The sequence below is a fragment of the Streptomyces sp. NPDC030798 genome (genome assembly GCF_055572275.1).
Genome location: NZ_JBVIDR010000003.1, coordinates 530735 through 550910, shown reverse-complemented (window position 1 = coordinate 550910; position 20176 = coordinate 530735). Strand labels below are relative to the sequence as shown.

Sequence of the window (20176 nt, the reverse complement as noted above, 5' to 3'; positions counted from 1 at the left end):
CCGGGCATAGTAAGACTGTCTACAGCACTGTCGACCAACCACTCCTCAGAACTGGATCCCATGAGCGCCATCTCCGTCGGTCAGGCCGTCGTCCTCGGGGTAGTCGAGGGGGTGACCGAGTTCCTCCCCGTGTCCTCCACCGGCCACCTCAAGATCGCCGAGGGGCTCATGGACATCCCCGTCGACGACAAGTCCGTCGTCGGGTTCTCCGCCGTCATCCAGGTCGGCGCCATCGCCGCCGTGCTCGTGTACTTCTTCAAGGACATCAAGCGGATCGTCTCCGCCTGGTTCCGCGGTCTGACCAACCGCGAGGAGCGCTACCACCACGACTACAAGTTCGCCTGGTGGGTGATCGCCGCCACCGTCCCGATCGTCGCGGTGGGCCTCGCGGCCAAGCCGCTGATCGACGGTCCGCTCGCCTCGCTCTGGGTGGTCGCCGGCTCCCTGATCGTCGGCTCCGGCGTGATGTGGGCCGCGGACCAGATGGGCCGGCACAAGCGCGGTGAGGACGACACCTCGTTCAAGGACGCGATGTGGGTCGGCTGCTCGCAGATCCTCGCCCTGCTCTTCCCCGGCTTCTCCCGCTCCGGCGCGACCATGTCCACCGCGCTCATCCTCGACCTGGACCGCGTCGCCGCCACCCGCCTGTCCTTCTTCCTCGGCATCCCGGCCCTGACCGGCGCCGGCATCTACGAGCTGAAGGACGCCCTCGGCGCGGGTGTGGGCGCCGCACCGTTGGCCGTCGGCACCATCGTGTCCTTCGTCGTCGCCTACGCCTCCATCGCCTGGCTGCTGAAGTTCGTCGCCAAGCACTCCTTCAACGCCTTCGTGCTCTACCGGATCGTCGTCGGCGTGGCCCTGCTCGGCCTGCTCGCCACCGGCACGCTCAGCAGCTGAGCGCCGCCTTCCTGATCACCCACGGGGTGCGGATGCCTGCATTCAGGCACCGCACCCCGTGAATGTTTCCTTACCGCACGCCTTGACAGCCCCGACCCGCACCCCGCAGGATCGCTCCCGTGAACCTGTCAGACAGCCAGACAGGTGGCGTGGTCCCGCGGCGCGTCAGCGCCATGGAAGCGGTCCTCGGCCACCTCCGCGGCGCCATCGAGCGCGGCGAGTACGCCATCGGCGACAAGCTCCCCTCCGAGGCCGAGCTGTGCCGCACCCTCGAGGTGTCCCGGCCCGTGCTCCGCGAGGCGCTGCGCGCGCTGCAGACGATGGGCCTGACGGTCTCCCGTACCGGCAAGGGCACCTTCGTCGTCGCCAACGCGGTGGAGGACCCCACCTTCGGCGACTACGCGGCCAGCGACCTGCTCGAGGTGCGCCGCCACATCGAGATCCCGGTCGCCGGGTACGCGGCCCTGCGCCGCACCCCGGAGAACCTGGACCACCTGGCCCACCTCCTGGACCGCATGGAGCGGGAGACGGACACCACCGCGTGGGTCGCGATGGACACCCTCTTCCACCTGGCCGTGGCCGAGGCCGCCCAGAACCCGGTCTTCCGCCGGGTCATCGAGGAGATCCGCGACGCCCTCGCGCGCCAGTCGGCCTTCCTCAACGAGCTGGGCGGGCGCCGCGAGCAGTCCAACCGCGAGCACCGGGCGATCGTCGAGGCGCTGATCGACGGTTCCGAACTCGACGCGGTGGAGGCCATGAGCCACCACCTGGACCGCGTCGAGACGACCCTCACCGACATCGTGCGCTCTCCGCGCACGGACCTCCCCACGGAAGGCGGACCCGAGGCGTGAGCGAGCAGCACCTCAAAGACGAGACGCGCCCCTCGTCCGGCCATGTCGACGCCGGAGACGCCGGCTACAGCAAGTCGCTGAAGCACCGGCACGTCAACATGATCGCCATCGGCGGTGCCATCGGCACCGGCCTCTTCCTCGGCGCGGGCGGCCGGCTCGCCGACGCCGGACCCTCTCTCTTCGTCGCGTACGCCGTCTGCGGCGTCTTCGCCTTCCTCGTCGTGCGCGCGCTCGGCGAGCTCGTCCTGTACCGCCCGAGCTCCGGCGCCTTCGTGTCGTACGCCCGGGAGTTCCTGGGCGAGAAGGGTGCGTACACCGCAGGCTGGATGTACTTCCTCAACTGGGCCACCACCGGCATCGCCGATGTCACGGCGGTGGCCGTGTACACCCACTACTGGGGCATGTTCTCCGACGTCCCGCAGTGGCTGATCGCCCTGATGGCGCTGGCCGTCGTCCTGACGGTGAACCTGATCTCCGTGAAGATCTTCGGCGAACTGGAGTTCTGGTTCGCCATCGTCAAGGTCAGCGCGCTGGTCGTGTTCATGTGCATCGGCATCTACCTGCTGGTCACCCAGCACCCCGTCGACGGCCACCACCCCGGCCCGTCCCTGATCACCGACAACGGCGGCATCTTCCCCCATGGCCTGCTGCCCATGCTGCTGATCATCCAGGGCGTCGTCTTCGCCTACGCCTCCGTCGAGCTGGTCGGCGTCGCCGCCGGCGAGACCGCGAACCCCGAGCAGATCATGCCGAAGGCGATCAACTCGATCATGTGGCGCGTGGGTCTGTTCTACGTCGGCTCGGTGGTCCTGCTGTCGATGCTGCTGCCGTGGACCAAGTACAGCGCCGCCGAGAGCCCCTTCGTGACCGTGCTGTCCCACATCGGCGTCCCGGCGGCCGGCGGCGTGATGAACCTGGTCGTGCTCACGGCGGCCATGTCGTCGCTCAACTCCGGCCTGTACTCCACCGGCCGCATCCTGCGCTCCATGGCCGTCAACGGCTCCGCCCCGAGGTTCACCGCCCGGATGAGCCGCAGCCAGGTCCCGTACGGCGGCATCCTGCTCACCAGCGGCATCTGTGTCCTCGGCGTCGGCCTGAACTTCGTCGTCCCGGCGGACGCCTTCGAGATCGTCCTGAACTTCGCGGCGCTCGGCATCCTCGCCACCTGGGGCATGATCATGCTCTGCCACCTGCTCTTCTGGCGGAAGACCCAGAGGGGCGAGCTGACCCGGCCGTCCTACCGGCTGCCGGGCTCCCCCTGGACCGAGATCGTGACGCTGGCGTTCCTCGCCTCCGTCCTGGTCCTCATGTACGCCGACGGCGGCGCCGGACGCACCACCGTGCTCTGTCTGCCGCTGATCGTCGCAGCGCTGGTCGCGGGCTGGTACGGCATCCGCGGCCGCCTGAAGCGCACGTCCACCGGCGCCGACGCGTGACCCGCGTTCCGGCCCCGACCCACCCACCGATAACAGGCAGTGATGTACAGCAGTCCTCCCACGGCGGCACCCCTCGTCCGTGAGCCCCTCCACGCCCCCGTCGCCCACCTCATCCGCGGCGGGGTCGTCGAGGGCGTCCACTACGGCTCCGTCGTCGTCCTCGGCGCCGACGGCCAGGTCCAGTTCCAGCTCGGCGACATCGAGGCGGCGTTCTACCCGCGCTCGGCCCTCAAGCCCGTCCAGGCCGTGGCCATGCTGCGGGCCGGGCTGCCGCTCGACGGCGAACTGCTGTCGCTGGCCGCGGCCAGCCACTCCGGCGAGGAACGCCACCTCGCCGGCACCCGGCGAATCCTGGAACTCGCCGGCCTCGCCGAGGACGACCTGCGCAACGTCCCCGACCTGCCCTTCGACCCGGTCGTCCGGGACGCCTGGATCCGCGAGGGCCGACAGCCCTCCCGCCTCGCCCAGAACTGCTCCGGCAAGCACGCGGCGATGCTGTGGACCGCGCGGCTGAACGACTGGTCCCTCAAGGACTACCTGGACCCCGCGCACCCGCTGCAGCAGGCCGTCGCCGAGATCGTCGAGGACCTGACCGGCCAGGCGATCGCCCGGGTCACCGTGGACGGCTGCGGCGCGCCGCTGTTCTCCATCTCCCTGCACGGGCTCGCCCGCGCCGTCTCCCGGATCGTCACGGCCGAGCCCGGCACCCCCGAGGCCCGGGTCGCCGACGCGATGCGCGAGCACGCCGAGATGGCCTCCGGTTCCGGCCGGGACGTCGCCGCGCTGATGCGGGCCGTGCCCGGTCTGCTCGCCAAGGACGGCTTCGAGGGCGTCCAGGTGGCCGCGCTGCCCGACGGCCGGGCCATCGCCGTCAAGATCGCCGACGGCGCCGACCGGGCACGCATCCCGGTTGCCGCCGCCGCGCTCGCCCGGGCCGGCGTCGACCCCGCTCTGCTCACCGCGTTCGCGGGCGAACCGCTGCTCGGGGGCGGGGAGCCGGTGGGGTGCGTGCGCGCCGTCCGCGCCCTGGACCCCGTCCCGCTGCCGGCCTGCGCCTGACCTCACCACCCCCTCACCCTCACCTCGTACCTCCGAAAGAGGATCCGTACTGTCATGACCGCTGCCACCCGGAGCGAACACGACCTGCTGGGCGACCGTGACGTGCCCGCCGACGCGTACTGGGGCATCCACACCCTGCGCGCGCGGGAGAACTTCCCGATCACCGGCATGCCGATCTCGGCCTATCCGCATCTGATCGACGCGCTGGCGGCGGTGAAGGAGGCCGCGGCGCTGGCGAACGAGGAACTGGGGCTGCTGGCGCCCAGGAAGGCGGCGGCGATCGTGGCCGCCTGCCGGGAGATCCGCGCGGGCGAGCTGCACGAGCAGTTCGTGGTGGACGTGATCCAGGGCGGCGCGGGCACGTCGACCAACATGAACGCCAACGAGGTGGTGGCCAACCGCGCGTTGGAACTGCTCGGTCACGGCAAGGGCGAGTACAGGTATCTGCATCCCAATGAGGACGTCAACCTCGGTCAGTCGACCAACGACGTGTATCCCACCGCGGTCAAGATTGCGACGGTGTTCGCGGTGCGGGGGCTGCTCAGGTCGATGTCCGTCCTGCAGGACGCCTTCGCCCGCAAGGCCGTCGAGTTCCGCGACGTGCTCAAGATGGGCCGTACACAGTTGCAGGACGCGGTGCCGATGACCCTCGGGCAGGAGTTCTCCGCGTTCGCCGTCATGCTGGAGGAGGACCGCAGCCGTCTCGCCGAGGCGGTCGAGCTGATCCATGAGATCAACCTCGGCGCCACCGCCATCGGCACCGGCCTGAACGCCCCGGCCGGCTACGCCGAGGCGGCCCGTCGGCACCTGTCCGCCATCACCGGCCTGCCGCTCGTCACCGCCGCCAACCTGGTCGAGGCCACCCAGGACTGCGGTGCCTTCGTCCAGATGTCGGGTGTGCTGAAGCGGATCGCGGTCAAGCTGTCCAAGAGCTGCAACGACCTGCGCCTGCTGTCCTCCGGCCCCCGCGCGGGTCTGGGGGAGATCAACCTGCCGCCGGTGCAGGCGGGATCCTCGATCATGCCGGGCAAGGTCAACCCGGTGATCCCGGAGGTCGTCAACCAGGTCGCCTTCGAGGTGATCGGCAACGACGTGGCCATCACGATGGCGGCCGAGGCCGGACAGCTGCAGCTGAACGCCTTCGAGCCGGTGATCCTGCACTCGCTGTCGGAGTCGATCACCCACCTGCGCAACGCCTGCACCACCCTGGCCGAGCGATGCGTCGCCGGCATCACGGCCAACACCGAGCGGCTGCGCGAGAGCGTGGAGAACTCCATCGGCCTGGTCACCGCGCTCAACCCGCACATCGGGTACACGGCGGCCACCGACATCGCCAAGGAGGCCCTGGTCACCGGCCGGGGGGTTGCCGAACTGGTGCTGGAGAAGGGGCTGTTGCCCGCCGACAGGCTCGCCGACCTGCTGCGCCCCGAGATCGTCGCGGGCAGCGGGGCACCGGCCGCCTGACCTGCGCGGACAGAGCCGCGACTACGCACCGGGAACGGCGGGGAGGCACAATGGTGATCATGACAACGACGTCGTCCCTCGCCTTCCTGCCGGTCCTGGAGCGCATCGCCGAGGAGATGGGGCGGACGCCCGGCCGTGGGCGTCCCGCCGACTACATCCCGGCGCTCGCCGCCTGCGATCCCCGCAGCTTCGGCATGGCCGTCGCCGAGCTGGACGGCACGGTGTACGGGGTGGGGGACTGGCGGCAGCCCTTCTCGGCGCAGTCCATCACCAAGGTGTTCACGCTCGCCCTGGACCTGGCCCGCGAGGGCGACGAACTGTGGGAGCACGTGGGCCGCGAGCCCTCCGGCAACCCGTTCAATTCCCTGGTGCAGCTGGAGTACGAGAACGGCATCCCGCGCAACCCCTTCATCAATGCGGGCGCGCTGGTCGTCACCGACCGGCTGCAGACCCGTACCGGGGACGCGGCCGGGGAGCTGCTGGCCTTCCTGCGGGCCGAGAGTGGCAATCCGTCCCTGGACTTCGACAAGGAGGTCGCCGCCTCCGAGTCCGCGCACGGCGACCGCAACGCGGCCCTCGCGCACTTCATGGCGTCCTACCGCAACATCGACAACGACGTCCCGCTCCTGCTCGACCAGTACTTCCGGCAGTGCTCCATCGCTGCCTCCTGCGCCGACCTGGCGCTGGCCACCGGCTTCCTGGCCCGGCACGGCATCCGCGCCGACGGCACCCGGCTGCTCACCCGCAGCCAGGCCAAGCAGGTCAACGCCGTGATGCTGACCTGCGGGACGTACGACGCGGCCGGCGACTTCGCCTACCGGGTCGGGCTGCCCGGCAAGAGCGGCGTCGGCGGCGGGATCATCGCGGTCGTGCCGGGCCGCTGCACGCTGTGCGTATGGAGCCCGGGCCTGGACGAGCGCGGCAACTCGGTGGCCGGAGTGGCAGCCCTGGACCGGTTCACGACCCTCACGGGCCTCTCGGTGTTCTGAGCGGCCCCTGTTTCTTCGGGCCGGTGGTCCGGCAAGGGCGGTGTTCCGTACGACCGACGCGCACCTGCCGGCCGAGGCGCGGGCGCGGGCCCTGCCGCCGGTCCTGGCGGTCGGTCAGCCGCTGGTGCCCCGGGTGCCCTTGGCGCGCAGGGCCAGGGCCACGGCTCCCGCGCCGAGCCCGGTCAGGCCCACGACCGTCGCGGCCCGCGACCACTCGGAGTTGTCGTCCGGCGCCGGAGCGGTGGCCGCCGCGACGGGCGCCGCTGTCGACGACGCCGACCGGCCGTCGGCGCGCAGCCCGTCGAGCGACCCCACCGGATCAACCCGCCCGGCCGCCGCGAAGCCCCAGTCGAGCAGCGCGCGCGCCTCCTCGTACACGGCGAACCCGCCGCCCTCCTGAGGATTCATCACCGTCACGACGAGCGTGCGCCCGCCCCGGCGGGCGGCGGCCACGAGGGTGTTGCCGGCGTTGCTGGTGTAGCCGTTCTTGATGCCGATCAGGCCCGGGTAGGGCGCCACACCGTCCTCACCGGTCAGCAGCCGGTTGGTGTTCTCGATCTCGTACGGCCATCCGTTGCCCGGGAACTGGGAATGGGCGGTGGAGCAGTACCGGGCGAAGTCGGGGTTGTGCAGCCCGGTCCGGCCGAAGACCGCGAGGTCGTACGCGGAGGAGACCTGGCCGGGGCTGTCGTAGCCGTCCGGGGAGACCACATGGGTGTCCAGGGCGCCCAGGGCGCGGGCCTTGGCCTGCATCTTCAGGGCGGTGGCGTGCCAGCCGCCGTCCAGCGCGGCGAGCACGTGCACCGCGTCGTTGCCGGAGCTGAGGAAGACCCCGCGCCACAGGTCGGCCACCCGGTAGGTGTGCCCCTCCTCGACGCCGACCAGGCTGCTGCCCTCGCCCACGTCCGCCAGTTCCTTGTACGTCACGGTGTGCTGCCGCTCGGCCGGCAGGGTGGGCAGCACGGTGAGGGCGAACAGCGTCTTCATCGTGCTCGCGGGCGGCAGCGGGCGGTGCGCGTCGTTCGCCGCCAGCACCTCGCCGCTCCCGGCGTCGGCGACCAGCCAGGACAGCGCGGAGACGTCCGGCACCTCGGGCGCGCCCCGGTGCGGTCTGACCTGGGTGCCGGAGCGGTAGAGCAGGGACGGCTGCGGGACCGCGACCCGTGGCCCGGGCGGCGCGGGTTCCCCCGCACGGTGTCCGGCGGCGGCAGCGGCCGGCGCGAGGGCCAGCGCCCCCGCCATGCACAGGGAGCAGGCCGATACGGTCGTCCGACGAGAGAGTCCGAAGATCATACGATCAACGTAGGAAGGACCGGGAGGTACGGCGCGCTGTCCCGGCCGGACGGCCTACGGGAGCAACCCGGATGCCGCACTCGGGGACGACCCGGTACGCATCGATGCGACGGGGGCGCCGTTCACCCCGCCGGGAGGGTCGGCTGGACGCGGCGCAGGAAGGCGGCGTTGTCGGGGGTGTCCCGCATCCGCTCCAGCAGGGTCTCCGTGGCGGCCGGCGCGCCCTCCCGGGAGCGCAGCGCGCGGCGCAGGCCCCGGGTGGCCGTCAACTCGGCCGGGGTCAGCAGCAGTTCCTCGCGCCGGGTGCCGGTGGTGTCGATGTCCACGGCCGGGAACACCCGCCGCCCGGCCAGCTCCCGGTCCAGGCGCAGCTCCATGTTGCCGGTGCTCTTCAGCTCCTCGAAGAAGTAGCCGTCGGCACGCGAGCCGGTGTCCACCAGCACGGTGGCGAGAATCGTGAGCGAGCCGCCCTCCTCGGCCCGGCGGGCGGCGCCGAAGAACCGCTTCGGGCCGAGCAGTGCCCCCGCGTCGACACCGCCGCTCAGGGTGCGCCCGCCGGCGGCGGAGGCGTTGTTGTGGGCCCGGCACAGCCGGGTCAGGGAGTCCAGCAGGACGACGACGTCCTCGCCGGCCTCCACCAGCCGCTTGGCCCGCTCGACGACCAGGTCGGCGAGGGCGATGTGCTCCTTGGGGGCCCGGTCGAAGGCGGAGGCGTACACCTCGCCGCGCACCGAGCGGCGCATCTCGGTGACCTCCTCGGGCCGCTCGTCCAGCAGGAGGACCATCAGGCGGCACTCGGGATGGTTGCCGGCGACGGCGGCGGCGAGCTGCTGCAGCAGCACGGTCTTCCCGCTCTTCGGCGGGGCCACGATCAGCCCGCGCTGTCCCTTGCCGACCGGCGCGAACAGGTCGGTGACCCGTCCGGCGAGACCGGACGCCGGGTGTTCGAGGCGGATCCGGTCGTGCGGATGCAGCGGGGTGAGGTCCCGGAAGTGGCGGCGGCCGCGCAGCTCACCGGGCTGGGCGCCGCCCACGTGCGTGACCTCGGTCAGCGCACGCTGCGCCCCGCGGACGCCCTCGACGAGGTCGCCGCGGCGCAGTGCGTACCGGCGGATCAGCGCGGCCGGGACCTGCGGGTCGGCGGGGGAGGGCAGCAGGTGCGGTGCCCTCAGGTGCCCCTTCCCGTGCGCGTCGATGTCGAGCACACCGGTGACGGGCCGGCCGGATGCGGACTGCTGGGCCGCAGAGGGGCGTTCGAGTGTGGTGGTCATGGGGTGGATGTCCTTTCGCGGACGGAAGGCCGTCGGGCGGGGCAGGAGGGGAGAGGCCGCGAGCGGGAGGCGGGCACACCTGCCTCCGGGCGGCGGGAACGGCACCTCGGGCACGGCGACGAAAGCGCTGGTCACGAGGTGGTGCTGAAGGAAAGCCAACGCCGGTCTGCGACAACGGCCACGTGGCTGGAGGAGAGGAATCGGCACCGGCGCCCGGACGACGGGGCGCGCACAGGTGCTGTCCGCACTATACCGATGCCTGCAGGAAGCGCAACGTCACGCGGCGCGCTCCCCTTCCCCCTCCGTCCCCGAATGCGTCCCCATACCATAACGATCCCGGATTTCAGGGGACTTGACCGTCAACCATGCCCTATCGTCACGACATGTCCACGCCACCGCAGTCCCCGCAGCCGGCCGACCAGCCCGTGCCGCAGCCGGCCGTCCCGCAGCAGCCGACGGCCTACCCCTACCCGAGCCCGCAGTCTCCCCCGCCGGGGAACTTCTACGCGCAGCCCACACTGGTCGGCCACCCTGCCCCGCAGTCGGGGAACCCCTACGCCCAGCCCCCGCAGTACGGGCCCGTGCCCGCTCCGCCGCCGGCCGGAGGGAGCGCGGCGGGGCGCGCGGTGCTGTGGGCGGTCGTCGGCGCGGTCGTCGCCTCCGTGGCGTGGGCGGGCGGGGTGTTCCTCGTCGCCGGCACGGGCTCCGGCGCGGACCTGCGTGGTTACTCGGCGCCGTCCAACATGTGCTCCGGCTCGGACTACTCCTCGTTCAAGGACGAGTACCCCGACAACGACTCCTCCCCGACGCACAGCTCCCTCAAGGACAAGGCGCTGGACGAGAGTTACTGCAGCGTGAGTCTGAAGAAGTCCGGCTCCACCTACGCCGACGCCTATCTGTCCCTGCAGATCGACCTGCACCGCAGGACCGACCCCGCGCCGGAGTTCACCGCCACCTGGAAGAACTACGACGACAGCCACACCGGGTACGACGTCAAGCCCGTCGAGGGCATCGGTGACGAGGCCTACCTGGTCAGCCAGGACACCACCAGCGGCACCTCCAGCGGCTCCCGCTACGCCACGCTCGCCGTGCGCGACGGCTGGGTGACGTACACGATGAGTTACAGCGCCTACCTCAGCTCCTACGACCAGGACAAGAACCCGCCCGGGCTGTCCGACGTCTCCGACTGGCTGAAGACGGACTCCAAGGCCACCCTGGAGCAGCTCAAGGGCTGACGTTCACCTGCGGCGCGGCGCGGCGCTCACGCGGAGCGTGCCTCCGCCTCCTTCGCGATCTGCTCGAACCGGGCGCCCATCGCGGCGGCGAGCGCCTGCGCGCCCGACATCGGACGGACCATGACCATGAAGTCGTCGATCAGGCCCTCCTCGTTCACCCGCAGGAAGTCGCAGCCGGTCAGCTCGCGGTCGCCCACCCGGGCCGTGAAGACCAGCGCGTGCTCGCGGCCCTCGGGGTCGCCGATCTCGCGGACGTACCGGAAGTCCTCGAACACCTCGGAGACGGCGCGCAGGATCGCGGCGGTGATCGCCTTGCCCGGGTACGGCTTGAAGACGACCGGGCTGGTGAAGACGACGTCCTCGGCCAGCAGCGCCTCGACCGCCTCCAGGTCGCCCGCCTCCACCGCCTCGCGGAACGCGCGCATCGGATCACCTCACATAGTCAACTAATTGAATAGGTGCGGATGAGAGTAATCACCTGCTGCTAGCGTGTCCACATGTCGCTCAAGTACGCCGTCCTGGCCGCCCTGCTGGAGGGCGAGGCCTCGGGCTACGAGCTGTCGAAGGTGTTCGACGTCGGGCTCGCGAACTTCTGGCCCGCCACCCCGCAGCAGCTCTACCGGGAGCTGGAGCGCCTGGCGCAGGACGGGCTGGTCGAGGCCCGGACCGTGCCGCAGGAACGCCGGCCCACCAAGCGGCTGTTCAGCCTCACCGAGGCCGGCCGGGACCGGTTGCGCGCCTTCGCCGCCGAACCCCCGAGGCGGCCGACCGCCGTCCGCGACGAACTCCTCATCAAGATCCAGGCCATGGACGGCGGCGACCCCGAGGCCACCCGGGCACTCGTCGAGGAGCGCAGGGGCTGGTCGCGCGGCAAACTCGACCGCTACGAGCGGGTGCGCGACCGCCTCCTCGACGGCCGTACCGAGGAGGAGTACCTGCGCACCGCCGACCGGATCGGCCCGTACCTCACACTCATGGCCGGCATCGCCTTCGAGCAGGAGAACCTGCGCTGGTGCGAGCGGGTTCTGGGCATCCTGCGGCAGCGCGTTCCCCTAGGCTGACCGGATGTTCAGCCCCGAAGGCCCCAGCCTGCGCGAACTCGCCGTCCAGGCGCTGTCGTCCGTCGAGCACGGCTACGACCTGCTGGCCCCGAAGTTCGACCACACCCCCTTCCGGACGCCGGACACGGTGCTGGAGGCCGTCGCGAAGTCCCTGGTTCCGCTGGGCCCTTTCGACGACGGGCTCGACCTGTGCTGCGGCACCGGCGCCGGCGTCGACGTGCTCGGCGGACTGTGCCGGCGCAGCATCACCGGAGTCGACTTCAGCGCCGGCATGCTCGAGGTGGCCCGGCGCCGGGTCCCGTCCGCCGCACCGGGCGTCGCCTGGGTGCGCGGCGACGCCCGGAGGCTGCCGTTCCGGGCCGCTTTCGACCTCGTGGTCAGCTTCGGCGCGTTCGGCCACTTCCTGCCCCGCGAGCTGCCGGGGCTGTTCGCCGAGGTCCGCTCGGTGCTGCGGCCGGGCGGCTGCTTCGCCTTCCCGGTCCTCGCCCCGCCGCGCCCCTTCGACCCCGCCTTCTGGATGCTGCTCGGCTTCGACGCGGTGATGCGGGTGCGCAACGCGCTGTGGCGGCCGCCGTTCGTCATGTACTACCGGGCGTTCCGGCTCGGGGACGTCCTCGGGGAGCTGAGCCGGGCCGGGTTCACCGTGGACCTGTACCCGCTACCCGAGTTCGGGCGGCGCAGCGACGGCAGCCCCCGGGCCCGGCTCGTGGTGGCCCGCGCCCTCACCCCGCCGCCGGCAGCGTGAACTCGTAGACCAGCGCGTCCTGTTCGGCGTGCACCACCAGGTCGGTGATCTCCAGCGGGCGGGCGTACTGGTCGTGCACCCGACGGGTCACCCGGACCGAGGAGGCGTCGCCGACCTGCGTGATGGCGTCCCGGTGGTGCAGGGTCAGCCCCGCCTTGCGCATCCAGTCGTAGGCCCGGCGCAGCTGCGCGGGCGTGTTCCCGTCGGCCCGGTCGCGGTAGCGGCCCAGCTCCGCGACCTCGGCCAGTGCCACGGCCGAGAACGAGGTCACCGCCGTACGCAGCGACCGGCCGTCGGGCGTGGCCGACCGGTAGCGGTGCACCAGCGTCGGCCGGTGCGGGGCCAGGCCCAGCGCCCGCGCGTGCTCCGGCGGCGGTTCCTCCCAGGTCACCGTGGCCCGGTCCACCGCGCACGGGTCCGTCGGCCGGGCGCCGACCGGGAAGCCGAGCGACACCGGGTCCTCCACCGGACGGCCGGGCAGCGTGGCATGGCTGCCCCGCCGGTCGGTGGCGACCAGACCGTCGCGGCGCAGCAGCTCCAGCGCCTGCCGGACGGTCTCCCGGCTGACCTCGAAGTGCCGGGCCAGATCCCGCTCGCCCGGCAGCCGTTCGCCGGGCGGAATGGTGCCGTCGCGCAGTTCGTCGAGCAGCAGCGAAGCGATCCGCCAGTACAAGGGCCGGTCGTCGGTCTGCGGGGGATCGTGCGGGGTGGTGCGGGCCATGCCGCCCCTCCTGTGTGGTGACAAGACGTAGCCGTGCGGGCTCATTGCGCGACCACATCTAGCATTGGTCTAAACCAGGAGGGAAGAGTGGTCTGTCGGTTCGGCCGAAACCCGTCCGCGCGCTCCCCGGCTCACAGGGCGCTGTAAAGGGCGTCCACCAGGGCCCTCTTGCGCGGGTCGTCCGCGATGTGCGGGCCCATCCGGTTCATCACATAGCCCAGCGAGACCCCGGCGTCCGGATCGGCGAGCCCGCAGGAGCCGCCGAACCCGTCGTGACCGAAAGCCCGCGGATTGGGCCCGTACGAGCCGCCCGCCCCGCTCAGCCACAGGCCCAGCCCGATCTCCGTCTCGCCCTCGAAGCCCGCCCCCAGCACCAGATCCCGGCAGCTGCCCTGCCCCTCGCGCACCCGCTCCGCCGCTTCCGGGGACAGCAGCCGCCGTCCGCCGTAGGAGCCGCGCCCGGCGAAGACACCGTACAGCGCGGCCACCGCACGCGCCGTGCCGTGCCCGCCCGCCGCGGGGATCTCCGCCGCCCGCCACTCGGGTGTGTTGGCCTGCGCCGCGCCCACCACCGGATTGGTCAGCGCGGCGATCGCGGCAGGGTGCAACTGACTGAAAACCGCGGCCTGTTCGCCCGAGCGCGAGGGCCGGGGATGCACCAGCTCCGCCGCCCGGCCGGACTCCTTCTCCGGCAGGCCGACGGTGAAGTCCAGCCCGAGCGGCCCGGTCACCTCGTGCTCCAGGAACGCTCCCGGACGCAGCCCCGACACCCGCCGCACCACCTCGCCGACCAGGAACCCGAACGTCAGCGCGTGATACCCGGACACCGTGCCCGGCTCCCACCACGGCTCGGTCGCCGCCAGCCGCTCGGTCGTCAGCTCCCAGTCGTAGAGCTGCGCCACGGAGTGCGGCTCCCGCAGCCCGCAGAGGCCGGCGCGGTGCGACAGCAGATGCCGCACCAGCACCTTCTCCTTGCCGGCCGCCGCGAATTCCGGCCAGTACGCGGTCACCGGCCGGTCGAGATCGAGCAGGCCCCGGTCGGCGAGCAGATGCGCGCACAGCGCCACCGGGCCCTTGGTGGTCGACCACACGTTGACCAGCGTGTCCCGTTCCCACGGCCGGGTGCGGGCCGCGTCCGCCCAGCCGCCCCACAGATCCACCACCGTCGCGCCGTCGACGGTCACCGCCACGGCGGCGCCCAGCTCGTCCCGTGTCCGGAAGTTCTCCTCGAACGCCTCCCGCACCGCCGCGAAACGCGGGTCGCAGTGGCCGTGGACCTGTGCCTCGTGCGCGGACATCGGACCTCCGTCGTCGCCGGGAGCCCTGGCCGCCACGCCGCGACCCGGGCACCCCGAACGTACCGACTGGTCGGACTGGAGGGAAGGTGCCGGGCACCGCCTCAGGCGTACGCCCGCAGCCAGCGCAGCTTCCGCTCCTCCTGGTACGGGCCGCCGCCCTCGTGGTCGTTGAAGTCGTACACCTCGATCACCTTGTCCTCGTGCGCCCAGGCGTTGAACGCCGCGAACACCGTCGACGGCGGGCACGTCTGGTCCTCCAGCGCCGCCGAGAACAGGGCCGGCGCCCGGCCGCGGGCCGCGAAGTGCACGCCGTCGAAGTAGGACAGGGTGCGCAGCGCGTCGGCCGCGCGGCCCCGGTGCGTCTTCAGGAACAGGCCTATCTCCCGGTACGGGTGCCGGTCCGTCAGGGTCGTCGCCCGCGGGAAGTCGCACAGGAACGGTACGTCCGGCGCGATGGCGGCCAGATCCGGCACCAGGCCCCCGACGGCCAGCGTGATGCCGCCGCCCTGGCTCGACCCGACCGCCACGGTCCGCGCCGCGTCGGTCAGCGGGTGCGAACGGGCCGCCTCGACCGCGCGCACGGCGTCCGTGAACACCCGGCGGTAGTAGTAGTTCTCCGGCGCGTCGATGCCCCGCGTCATGAACCCGGGGTACGCGGGCGCGGCGCCCACCGGGTCGGGCGTGCCGCCCCCGCCGCCCCAGGCGCTGCCCTGTCCGCGGGTGTCCATCACGAAGTGCGCCCGGCCCGTCGACGCCCACAGCAGGTTCTCGTGCGGCAGGCCGCGTCCGCCGCCGTAACCGATGAACTCCACCACCAGGGGCAGCGGCTCCTCGGCGCCGGCCGGAAGCCGCAGCCAGCCCCTGACCGGGTGACCGCCGAACCCGGCGAACGTCACGTCGTACACCCGCACCGTGGACAGCCCGCTGTCCACCGGTTCGAAGCGGGCGTCCAGGTCGTGCTCGCGCGCCTCCTGGAGCGTCTTGTCCCAGAAGGCGTCGAAGTCCTCGGGCGCGGCGGACTCGCTGCGGTATGCACGGAGTTCGTCGAGGGGGAGGTCGAAGAGGGCCATCAACAACCGCCTTTGCGAAGGGAGACTGCGTGCGCTCACCGTACGGGGGTGGTCGGATGACTCGCCAGGCATGTGCCGGGAAGATTGGCGGTCTTCAGCGGTGGACCTGCTGGCCAGGATGGTCGAAATCGCTTGCTGCGGCGGCTTGGCGGCGCTCCCGCGGGGTGCCCATTGGTCGGGTCACCGGGGGGAGCGGAGAGCAGGCATCGGTGGTGTGGCGGGGGTGGTGGCCGAGGACGGTCGGGGGACGGGTCAGGCCCTGGGCTGGTTCCACTTGGGGCCCGTGCGCGCCCACTCCTGCTCCCACTCGGCCAGCCGGTGCCGCAGCGCGATCCGGCGCTCCACCGCGTGCCCGAGGAGCACCGCGAGCGCCACGCCGCCGGCCGCGCACACGCCTACGGTCACGGTGTGCTGCCAGACCGCGACGTCGTCCGGCGGCGGGGCGACACTGCGGCCGTGGCTGTCGAACCACACGGTCACCGCATCACCGGCCCGCGTCCCGGCAGGCACCCGGGCGAGGGCGGTCTGCGTCCCCTTGCCGGGCTCGGTCCAGCGCACATGGGCGCGATAGGGGTGCTCGCGGTTGCCCTGCACCACGGGCAGCCGCTCGGGGGTGTTCCCGACGACCACCGCTCGGACCCGGTGCCGCTCGGCCCGCTCGGCGAGCGCCACCGACTGCGCCCGGTCGTGGGTGTGCAGACCCGCCGCCACTCCGACCAGGGGCGCGACCACGAACAGCAGGACCGCGACGATCAGCACGGTCCATGCCTCGACGACGTCCGAGCGGCGCCTCAGCGGATTGCGTCGCCAGCGCCAGCCTCGCACCCGGGTACGCATGTCCACCTCCTCGCCGCGGCACGCGAACGTCCACATCCGTCACGTACCCCGTACGGCGCACCTCGTTCACCCCGCCGACCGCGACTTCAGGCCTCGTGGAGCGCGGCGGACGACACGCGCCCCACGACTGCGCGAGCGGGCGCGGGCCGGCGCGTGAGAGTGCCGGACACCGGATGCCGGTCCCGGGCCGGCAGTGCGCTCAGCCGAAGCGTTCGATGCGGATGCGGTCGACCGGCTGGCCCGCCTCGACCAGCAACCGGGCGGCGTGTTCGGCGAATCCGTTGGAGCCGCACACATAGGCCTCCCACCCACCGTCGGGTTGCTCGGCCAGGAGCGGCGCCACATGTGCGGCGGCCATACGACCCACCGGAACCCCCGTGGGCGCGCTGCGGGTGAACACCGCCGTCGTCTCCGCGCCCAGTTCGCGCGCGTAGATCAGTTCCTCGGGGCTGCGCGCCGACACGACCATCCGCAGCGGCACCGCGAGACCCCGCGCCCGGTGGTGCCGGACCATCGACATCAGCGGCACGACCCCGGAACCGGCGCCCAGCAGCAGCGCCGGCCGGTCGCCGGGCCAGGCGAAGAAACCGCTCAGCGGCCCGCGCACCTCGACCGTGTCACCGGGCCTGGCCACCGTGTGGAACCACCCGGAGACCTCGCCGCCCGGCGCGTGATCGAGGGTCAGTTCGATGTGGCCGGAGTCGTCGGGCGCCGACGCGATCGAGTAGTGGCGCTGGGCCACATAGCCGTCCGGCGCGGTGAGCCGCAGCATCAGATGCTGCCCGGGCAGGTGCCCCGCCCACCGCGGCACCGCGAACCGGAAGGTCGCCGCGTGCGGTGTCTCGCGGCGCACGTCGGTCAGCGTGGCCGTCTGCCACTGCGCCGCCACCTGCTCGCCCACGGCGATGCGCCCCGGCACGGCGAAGCGCGTCGGGGGCGTGAACGTCCTGGTCACCGTCTCAGTCACCGGAATACCGCTGCTCCTGCCAGGGGTTGCCCCGTTCGTGATAGCCGTTGCCCTCCCAGAACCCCGGCCGGTCGTGGTCGAGCAGCGTGAGGCCGGCGATCCACTTGGCGCTCTTCCAGAAGTACAGGTGCGGCACCAGCAGCCGCGCCGGACCGCCGTGTTCGGGCGCGAGCGGCTCACCGTCGTACTCCCAGGCGATCCAGGCGCGCCCGCCGGTGAGGTCGGCGAGCGGCAGGTTCGTGGTGTAGCCCGTGTGGGAGTAGGCGATCACATGGGTGGCGGACCCATGGGGCCGCACCACGTCGAGAAACGTGTCCAGCGAGACACCGCCGAACCGCACCCCGAACTTCGACCACCCGGTCACACAGTGGATGGCGCCTTCGTAGACCGAGGCGGGCAGCGACCGCGCCGCCTGCCAGTCCCAGGTGTGCGCCCGCTCCACCAGTCCGTCGATGCGGAAGGACCAGTCGGCGGGCCGGAGGCCGGGCGTGACCTCGGCGGACAGGACGGGCCAGTCGTCCCCCGCGTCGTACTGCCCCGGCGGCAGTCCGGGGTGGGCGACGCGCGGGCGACCCGTGAAGCCTCGGGTGACGTTCATGGTCTCCACCGTACGCGCTCGGCGCGGATGCTCCGTCCCAGGTGGGGGCCCTGATCATGACAGTGGTGCGAACTCCGGGCGGCTCGGGGAATAGCGGCCCGCCGCCGCTCCTTGGCCCTGAGTGCCGGGTGGTGTGCCGGTGAGACCCGACACGAGGCAAGCGAAGCGAGGAACGAGGATGCCCAAGGCGTACGTCTTCACGCGCGACGGCGGTCCGGAGACCGAGGAGCTGACCGATCTGGAACGGCCGGTTCCCGCCCCCGGTCAGCTGCTGATCGCGGTGCGGGCGGCGGGAGTGAACCCCGTCGACTGGAAGCTGCGGGGCGGCTTCCGCCGCCCGGGCGAGAGGGAGCGCGGGTATCCGGTGGTCATGGGCAGCGAGGCCGCCGGCGTCGTGGTGGAGACCGGCGAGGGCGTGACCGGATTCGCGGCCGGCGACGAGGTGTTCGGCAACACCGTGGGCGGCGGCTTCGCCGAGTACGCCCTGCTGCGCGCCGACGTCACCGCCCACAGGCCCGCCGGGCTGTCGTTCACCGACGCGGCGACCCTGCCGGTGGCCGCGGCCACCGCCTACGACGGCATCCGCCAGCTCGCTCTGCCCGAGGGCGCCACTCTGCTGGTGACGGGCGCCGGCGGCGGGGTCGGCGCCGCGGCCGTGCAGATCGCCCGTGCCTTCGGCGTGCGGGTCGTGGGCGTGGCGAGCGAGGGCAAGAAGGACTTCGTCGAGTCGCTGGGCGCCGTCCACGTGCCGAGCGGCCCCGGCCTGGCCGAGCGGGTGCGGGGCTCGGCGCCGGACGGCGTCGACGGGGTGTACGACCTGGTGGGCGGCGCCACGCTCGCGGAGGCGGCCACCGTGCTGACCGACCGGGCGACTCCCACCGGCACGACCGACCCGACCGACCCGCCCGCCCCGGCCGGCTGGACCGACCGGACCCGGCTGATCACGGCAGGGGCTCCGGAGGAGACGGTCGCCGCGCTGGGCGGCGCCCGGGTCGCTCGAGCCCGCACCGCTGCGGTCCTGGACGCGGTGGCCGACCTCGTCGTACGCGGCGCCCTGGACCCGCACGTCACCCGCACGTTCCCCCTCGAACGCGCCGGGGAGGCCCTGCGCCTCGTGGAGGACGGGCACGTCCAGGGCAAGATCGTGATCGAGGTGACCGCGTGAGCGACCTGACCGCGGCTCAGGTGCCGGCCGCCGGCCGAGGCGACGGCATGCGCGGCGGACCGGCCCGGGCCGAGGCGGCGCACGTCCTCGACAACCCCGCGCTCGCCTCCCTGACCGGCCCGCACGCCCGCTTCGCCGAGCGGCGCGGTCGTGTGCTGCGCTATCCGGTGGACGTCAGCCCCTGGCTGGCCCTGCCCGACGCGCCCGACGCGCGGGACTGGGCCGATGTCGCCGCGCTGGCCGGTCCCGGTGGCGAGGCGTCGCTGCTGGGCTTCGGCGGCCGGGTTCCGGACGGCTGGGAGGTGACCTTCCACCTGGAGGGTGTGCAACTGGTGGGCGAGAGCGTCGCCGCCGTCGAGGACCCGGAGGCGGTGCGGCTCGGCCCGGCGGACGTGCCCGAGATGCTCGACCTCGTCGCCCGCACCCGGCCCGGCCCCTTCCTGCCCCGCACCGTCGCCCTCGGCACCTATCTCGGCATCCGTCGCGAGGGCGCCCTGGTCGCCATGGCGGGGGAGCGGCTGCGCCCGCCGGGCTGGACCGAGATCAGCGCGGTCTGCACGGACCCGGCCCACCGCGGCGAAGGCCTGGCCGCGCGGCTGGTCCTCGCGGTCGCGCACGGCATCGAGAAGCGCGGTGAGACCCCTCTCCTGCACGCCGGTTCCGCGAACACGGGTGCCGTCCGGCTGTACGAGTCCCTCGGCTTCCGGCTGCGCCGCCGTACGGTGTTCCTCGGCGTCCGGGTCCCCGAGGGCCTGCCGGAGCGACGGGCCGGGGGCGGTCAGCCGGAGCCGGCGCCCCCCGCCCCGGCGTTGTACCGCTCCAGGTAGGCCGCGAAGCGGACGAGGTCCTCCTCGGGCCAGTCGGCGAGCCGCTCCCGGAAGGCGGCCCGGCGGCTGCGGGTGACCTGGGCGAGGATCTCCTGGCCGGCCCCGGTCAGGTGCAGCACCTGGACCCGGTGGTCCTCGGGATCCTGGCGCCGCTCGATCAGCCCGGCCCGCTCCAGCGCGGACACCTGGCGGCTCACCGTCGACTTGTCCAGGGCGTAGTGCGCCGCCAGGTCCGTCGCCCGGCAGCCGCCGCTCTCCTCCAGATGGCCGAGCAGGGTGTACGACACCAGCGACAGCTCCGGGTGCATGCGCCCCGCCGAGGCCCGGGCCCGGCGGGCGAAGATCGTCATCTCGCGCTGGATCGTCTCCACGGCCGTCTCGGCTGCGCTCAC

21 protein-coding genes are annotated in these 20176 nt (G+C 72.7%); 11 read left to right on the top strand and 10 right to left on the bottom strand.

Annotated features, from left to right (window positions below; genetic code table 11):
- The first annotated feature begins 60 nt into the window (after window positions 1-60).
- The 6 genes from ACZ404_RS10730 to ACZ404_RS10705 all read left to right on the top strand — a co-directional run bounded on the left by ACZ404_RS10730 (window position 61) and on the right by ACZ404_RS10705 (window position 6696).
- Window positions 61-897 carry an undecaprenyl-diphosphate phosphatase gene (locus tag ACZ404_RS10730; protein ID WP_468438100.1) on the top strand — a complete coding sequence of 279 codons (837 nt, stop codon included), beginning with the start codon at window positions 61-63 and terminating at the stop codon, window positions 895-897.
- A gap of 173 nt (window positions 898-1070) precedes the next feature.
- On the top strand, window positions 1071-1748 hold the full coding sequence (locus ACZ404_RS10725) for a FadR/GntR family transcriptional regulator (RefSeq protein WP_468438160.1): 678 nt from the start codon (window positions 1071-1073) through the stop codon (window positions 1746-1748).
- Window positions 1745-3184: an amino acid permease gene (locus ACZ404_RS10720; protein ID WP_468438098.1), complete on the top strand. Its 1440-nt coding sequence runs from the start codon at window positions 1745-1747 to the stop codon at window positions 3182-3184. The genes ACZ404_RS10725 and ACZ404_RS10720 overlap by 4 nt, the downstream gene beginning before the upstream one ends.
- A 42-nt stretch (window positions 3185-3226) precedes the next feature.
- Window positions 3227-4243 (top strand): asparaginase, encoded by a 1017-nt coding sequence (locus tag ACZ404_RS10715; RefSeq protein WP_468438096.1) that lies wholly within the window; start codon window positions 3227-3229, stop codon window positions 4241-4243.
- 54 nt (window positions 4244-4297) lie between these two features.
- Window positions 4298-5707: an aspartate ammonia-lyase gene (gene aspA, locus ACZ404_RS10710; RefSeq protein WP_468438094.1), complete on the top strand. Its 1410-nt coding sequence runs from the start codon at window positions 4298-4300 to the stop codon at window positions 5705-5707.
- A 50-nt stretch (window positions 5708-5757) separates the two neighbouring features.
- Window positions 5758-6696 carry a glutaminase gene (locus tag ACZ404_RS10705; RefSeq protein ID WP_468438092.1) on the top strand — a complete coding sequence of 313 codons (939 nt, stop codon included), beginning with the start codon at window positions 5758-5760 and terminating at the stop codon, window positions 6694-6696.
- Window positions 6697-6810: 114 nt separating this feature from the next.
- Here the strand turns inward: ACZ404_RS10705 and ACZ404_RS10700 are convergent, their stop codons facing one another.
- Entirely contained in the window at window positions 6811-7989 is a 1179-nt protein-coding gene (locus ACZ404_RS10700) for a D-alanyl-D-alanine carboxypeptidase family protein (RefSeq protein WP_468438090.1), read from the bottom strand.
- A 122-nt stretch (window positions 7990-8111) separates the two neighbouring features.
- Window positions 8112-9260: a transcription termination factor Rho gene (gene rho / locus ACZ404_RS10695; protein ID WP_468438088.1), complete on the bottom strand. Its 1149-nt coding sequence runs from the start codon at window positions 9258-9260 to the stop codon at window positions 8112-8114.
- Between the two features lie 383 nt (window positions 9261-9643).
- Between rho and ACZ404_RS10690 the strand changes: the two genes are divergently transcribed.
- Entirely contained in the window at window positions 9644-10495 is an 852-nt protein-coding gene (locus tag ACZ404_RS10690) for a hypothetical protein (RefSeq protein ID WP_468438086.1), read from the top strand.
- Window positions 10496-10521: 26 nt separating this feature from the next.
- On the opposite strand, the gene ACZ404_RS10685 is transcribed toward ACZ404_RS10690, so the two are convergent.
- The gene (locus ACZ404_RS10685) at window positions 10522-10920 is read right to left on the bottom strand and encodes a nuclear transport factor 2 family protein (protein ID WP_468438084.1); all 399 of its coding nucleotides are present in this window, start codon (window positions 10918-10920) and stop codon (window positions 10522-10524) included.
- 72 nt (window positions 10921-10992) lie between these two features.
- Here ACZ404_RS10685 and ACZ404_RS10680 point away from each other — a divergent pair, with 72 nt between their 5' ends.
- Together ACZ404_RS10680 and ACZ404_RS10675 are read left to right on the top strand one after the other, a co-directional pair.
- Window positions 10993-11556, top strand: a complete 564-nt coding sequence (locus tag ACZ404_RS10680; RefSeq protein ID WP_468438082.1) for a PadR family transcriptional regulator — start codon at window positions 10993-10995, stop codon at window positions 11554-11556.
- A gap of 4 nt (window positions 11557-11560) precedes the next feature.
- Window positions 11561-12301 carry a class I SAM-dependent methyltransferase gene (locus ACZ404_RS10675; protein WP_468438080.1) on the top strand — a complete coding sequence of 247 codons (741 nt, stop codon included), beginning with the start codon at window positions 11561-11563 and terminating at the stop codon, window positions 12299-12301.
- On the opposite strand, the gene ACZ404_RS10670 is transcribed toward ACZ404_RS10675, so the two are convergent.
- From ACZ404_RS10670 to ACZ404_RS10645, 6 genes are all read right to left on the bottom strand, one after another.
- Window positions 12279-13022 (bottom strand): GntR family transcriptional regulator, encoded by a 744-nt coding sequence (locus ACZ404_RS10670; RefSeq protein ID WP_468438078.1) that lies wholly within the window; start codon window positions 13020-13022, stop codon window positions 12279-12281. The two genes, ACZ404_RS10675 and ACZ404_RS10670, sit on opposite strands and share 23 nt — an antisense overlap.
- 131 nt (window positions 13023-13153) lie before the next feature.
- Window positions 13154-14320, bottom strand: coding sequence for a serine hydrolase domain-containing protein (locus ACZ404_RS10665; protein WP_468438076.1), 1167 nt, complete (start codon window positions 14318-14320; stop codon window positions 13154-13156).
- Between the two features lie 101 nt (window positions 14321-14421).
- Window positions 14422-15390, bottom strand: coding sequence for an acetylxylan esterase (locus ACZ404_RS10660; protein WP_468438074.1), 969 nt, complete (start codon window positions 15388-15390; stop codon window positions 14422-14424).
- A 252-nt stretch (window positions 15391-15642) separates the two neighbouring features.
- The gene (locus ACZ404_RS10655) at window positions 15643-16227 is read right to left on the bottom strand and encodes an Rv1733c family protein (protein WP_468438072.1); all 585 of its coding nucleotides are present in this window, start codon (window positions 16225-16227) and stop codon (window positions 15643-15645) included.
- Window positions 16228-16426: 199 nt separating this feature from the next.
- Window positions 16427-17182 carry a ferredoxin reductase gene (locus tag ACZ404_RS10650; RefSeq protein WP_468438158.1) on the bottom strand — a complete coding sequence of 252 codons (756 nt, stop codon included), beginning with the start codon at window positions 17180-17182 and terminating at the stop codon, window positions 16427-16429.
- A 4-nt stretch (window positions 17183-17186) separates the two neighbouring features.
- Window positions 17187-17792 carry a sulfite oxidase-like oxidoreductase gene (locus ACZ404_RS10645; protein ID WP_468438070.1) on the bottom strand — a complete coding sequence of 202 codons (606 nt, stop codon included), beginning with the start codon at window positions 17790-17792 and terminating at the stop codon, window positions 17187-17189.
- 178 nt (window positions 17793-17970) lie between these two features.
- Between ACZ404_RS10645 and ACZ404_RS10640 the strand changes: the two genes are divergently transcribed.
- Window positions 17971-18957, top strand: a complete 987-nt coding sequence (locus ACZ404_RS10640) for a quinone oxidoreductase family protein (protein WP_468438069.1) — start codon at window positions 17971-17973, stop codon at window positions 18955-18957.
- Between the two features lie 47 nt (window positions 18958-19004).
- A complete protein-coding gene (locus ACZ404_RS10635; protein WP_468438156.1) occupies window positions 19005-19784 on the top strand; it encodes a GNAT family N-acetyltransferase in 780 nt (259 codons plus the stop codon).
- Here the strand turns inward: ACZ404_RS10635 and ACZ404_RS10630 are convergent.
- A complete protein-coding gene (locus tag ACZ404_RS10630) occupies window positions 19736-20176 on the bottom strand; it encodes a MarR family winged helix-turn-helix transcriptional regulator (RefSeq protein ID WP_468438067.1) in 441 nt (146 codons plus the stop codon). The two genes, ACZ404_RS10635 and ACZ404_RS10630, sit on opposite strands and share 49 nt — an antisense overlap.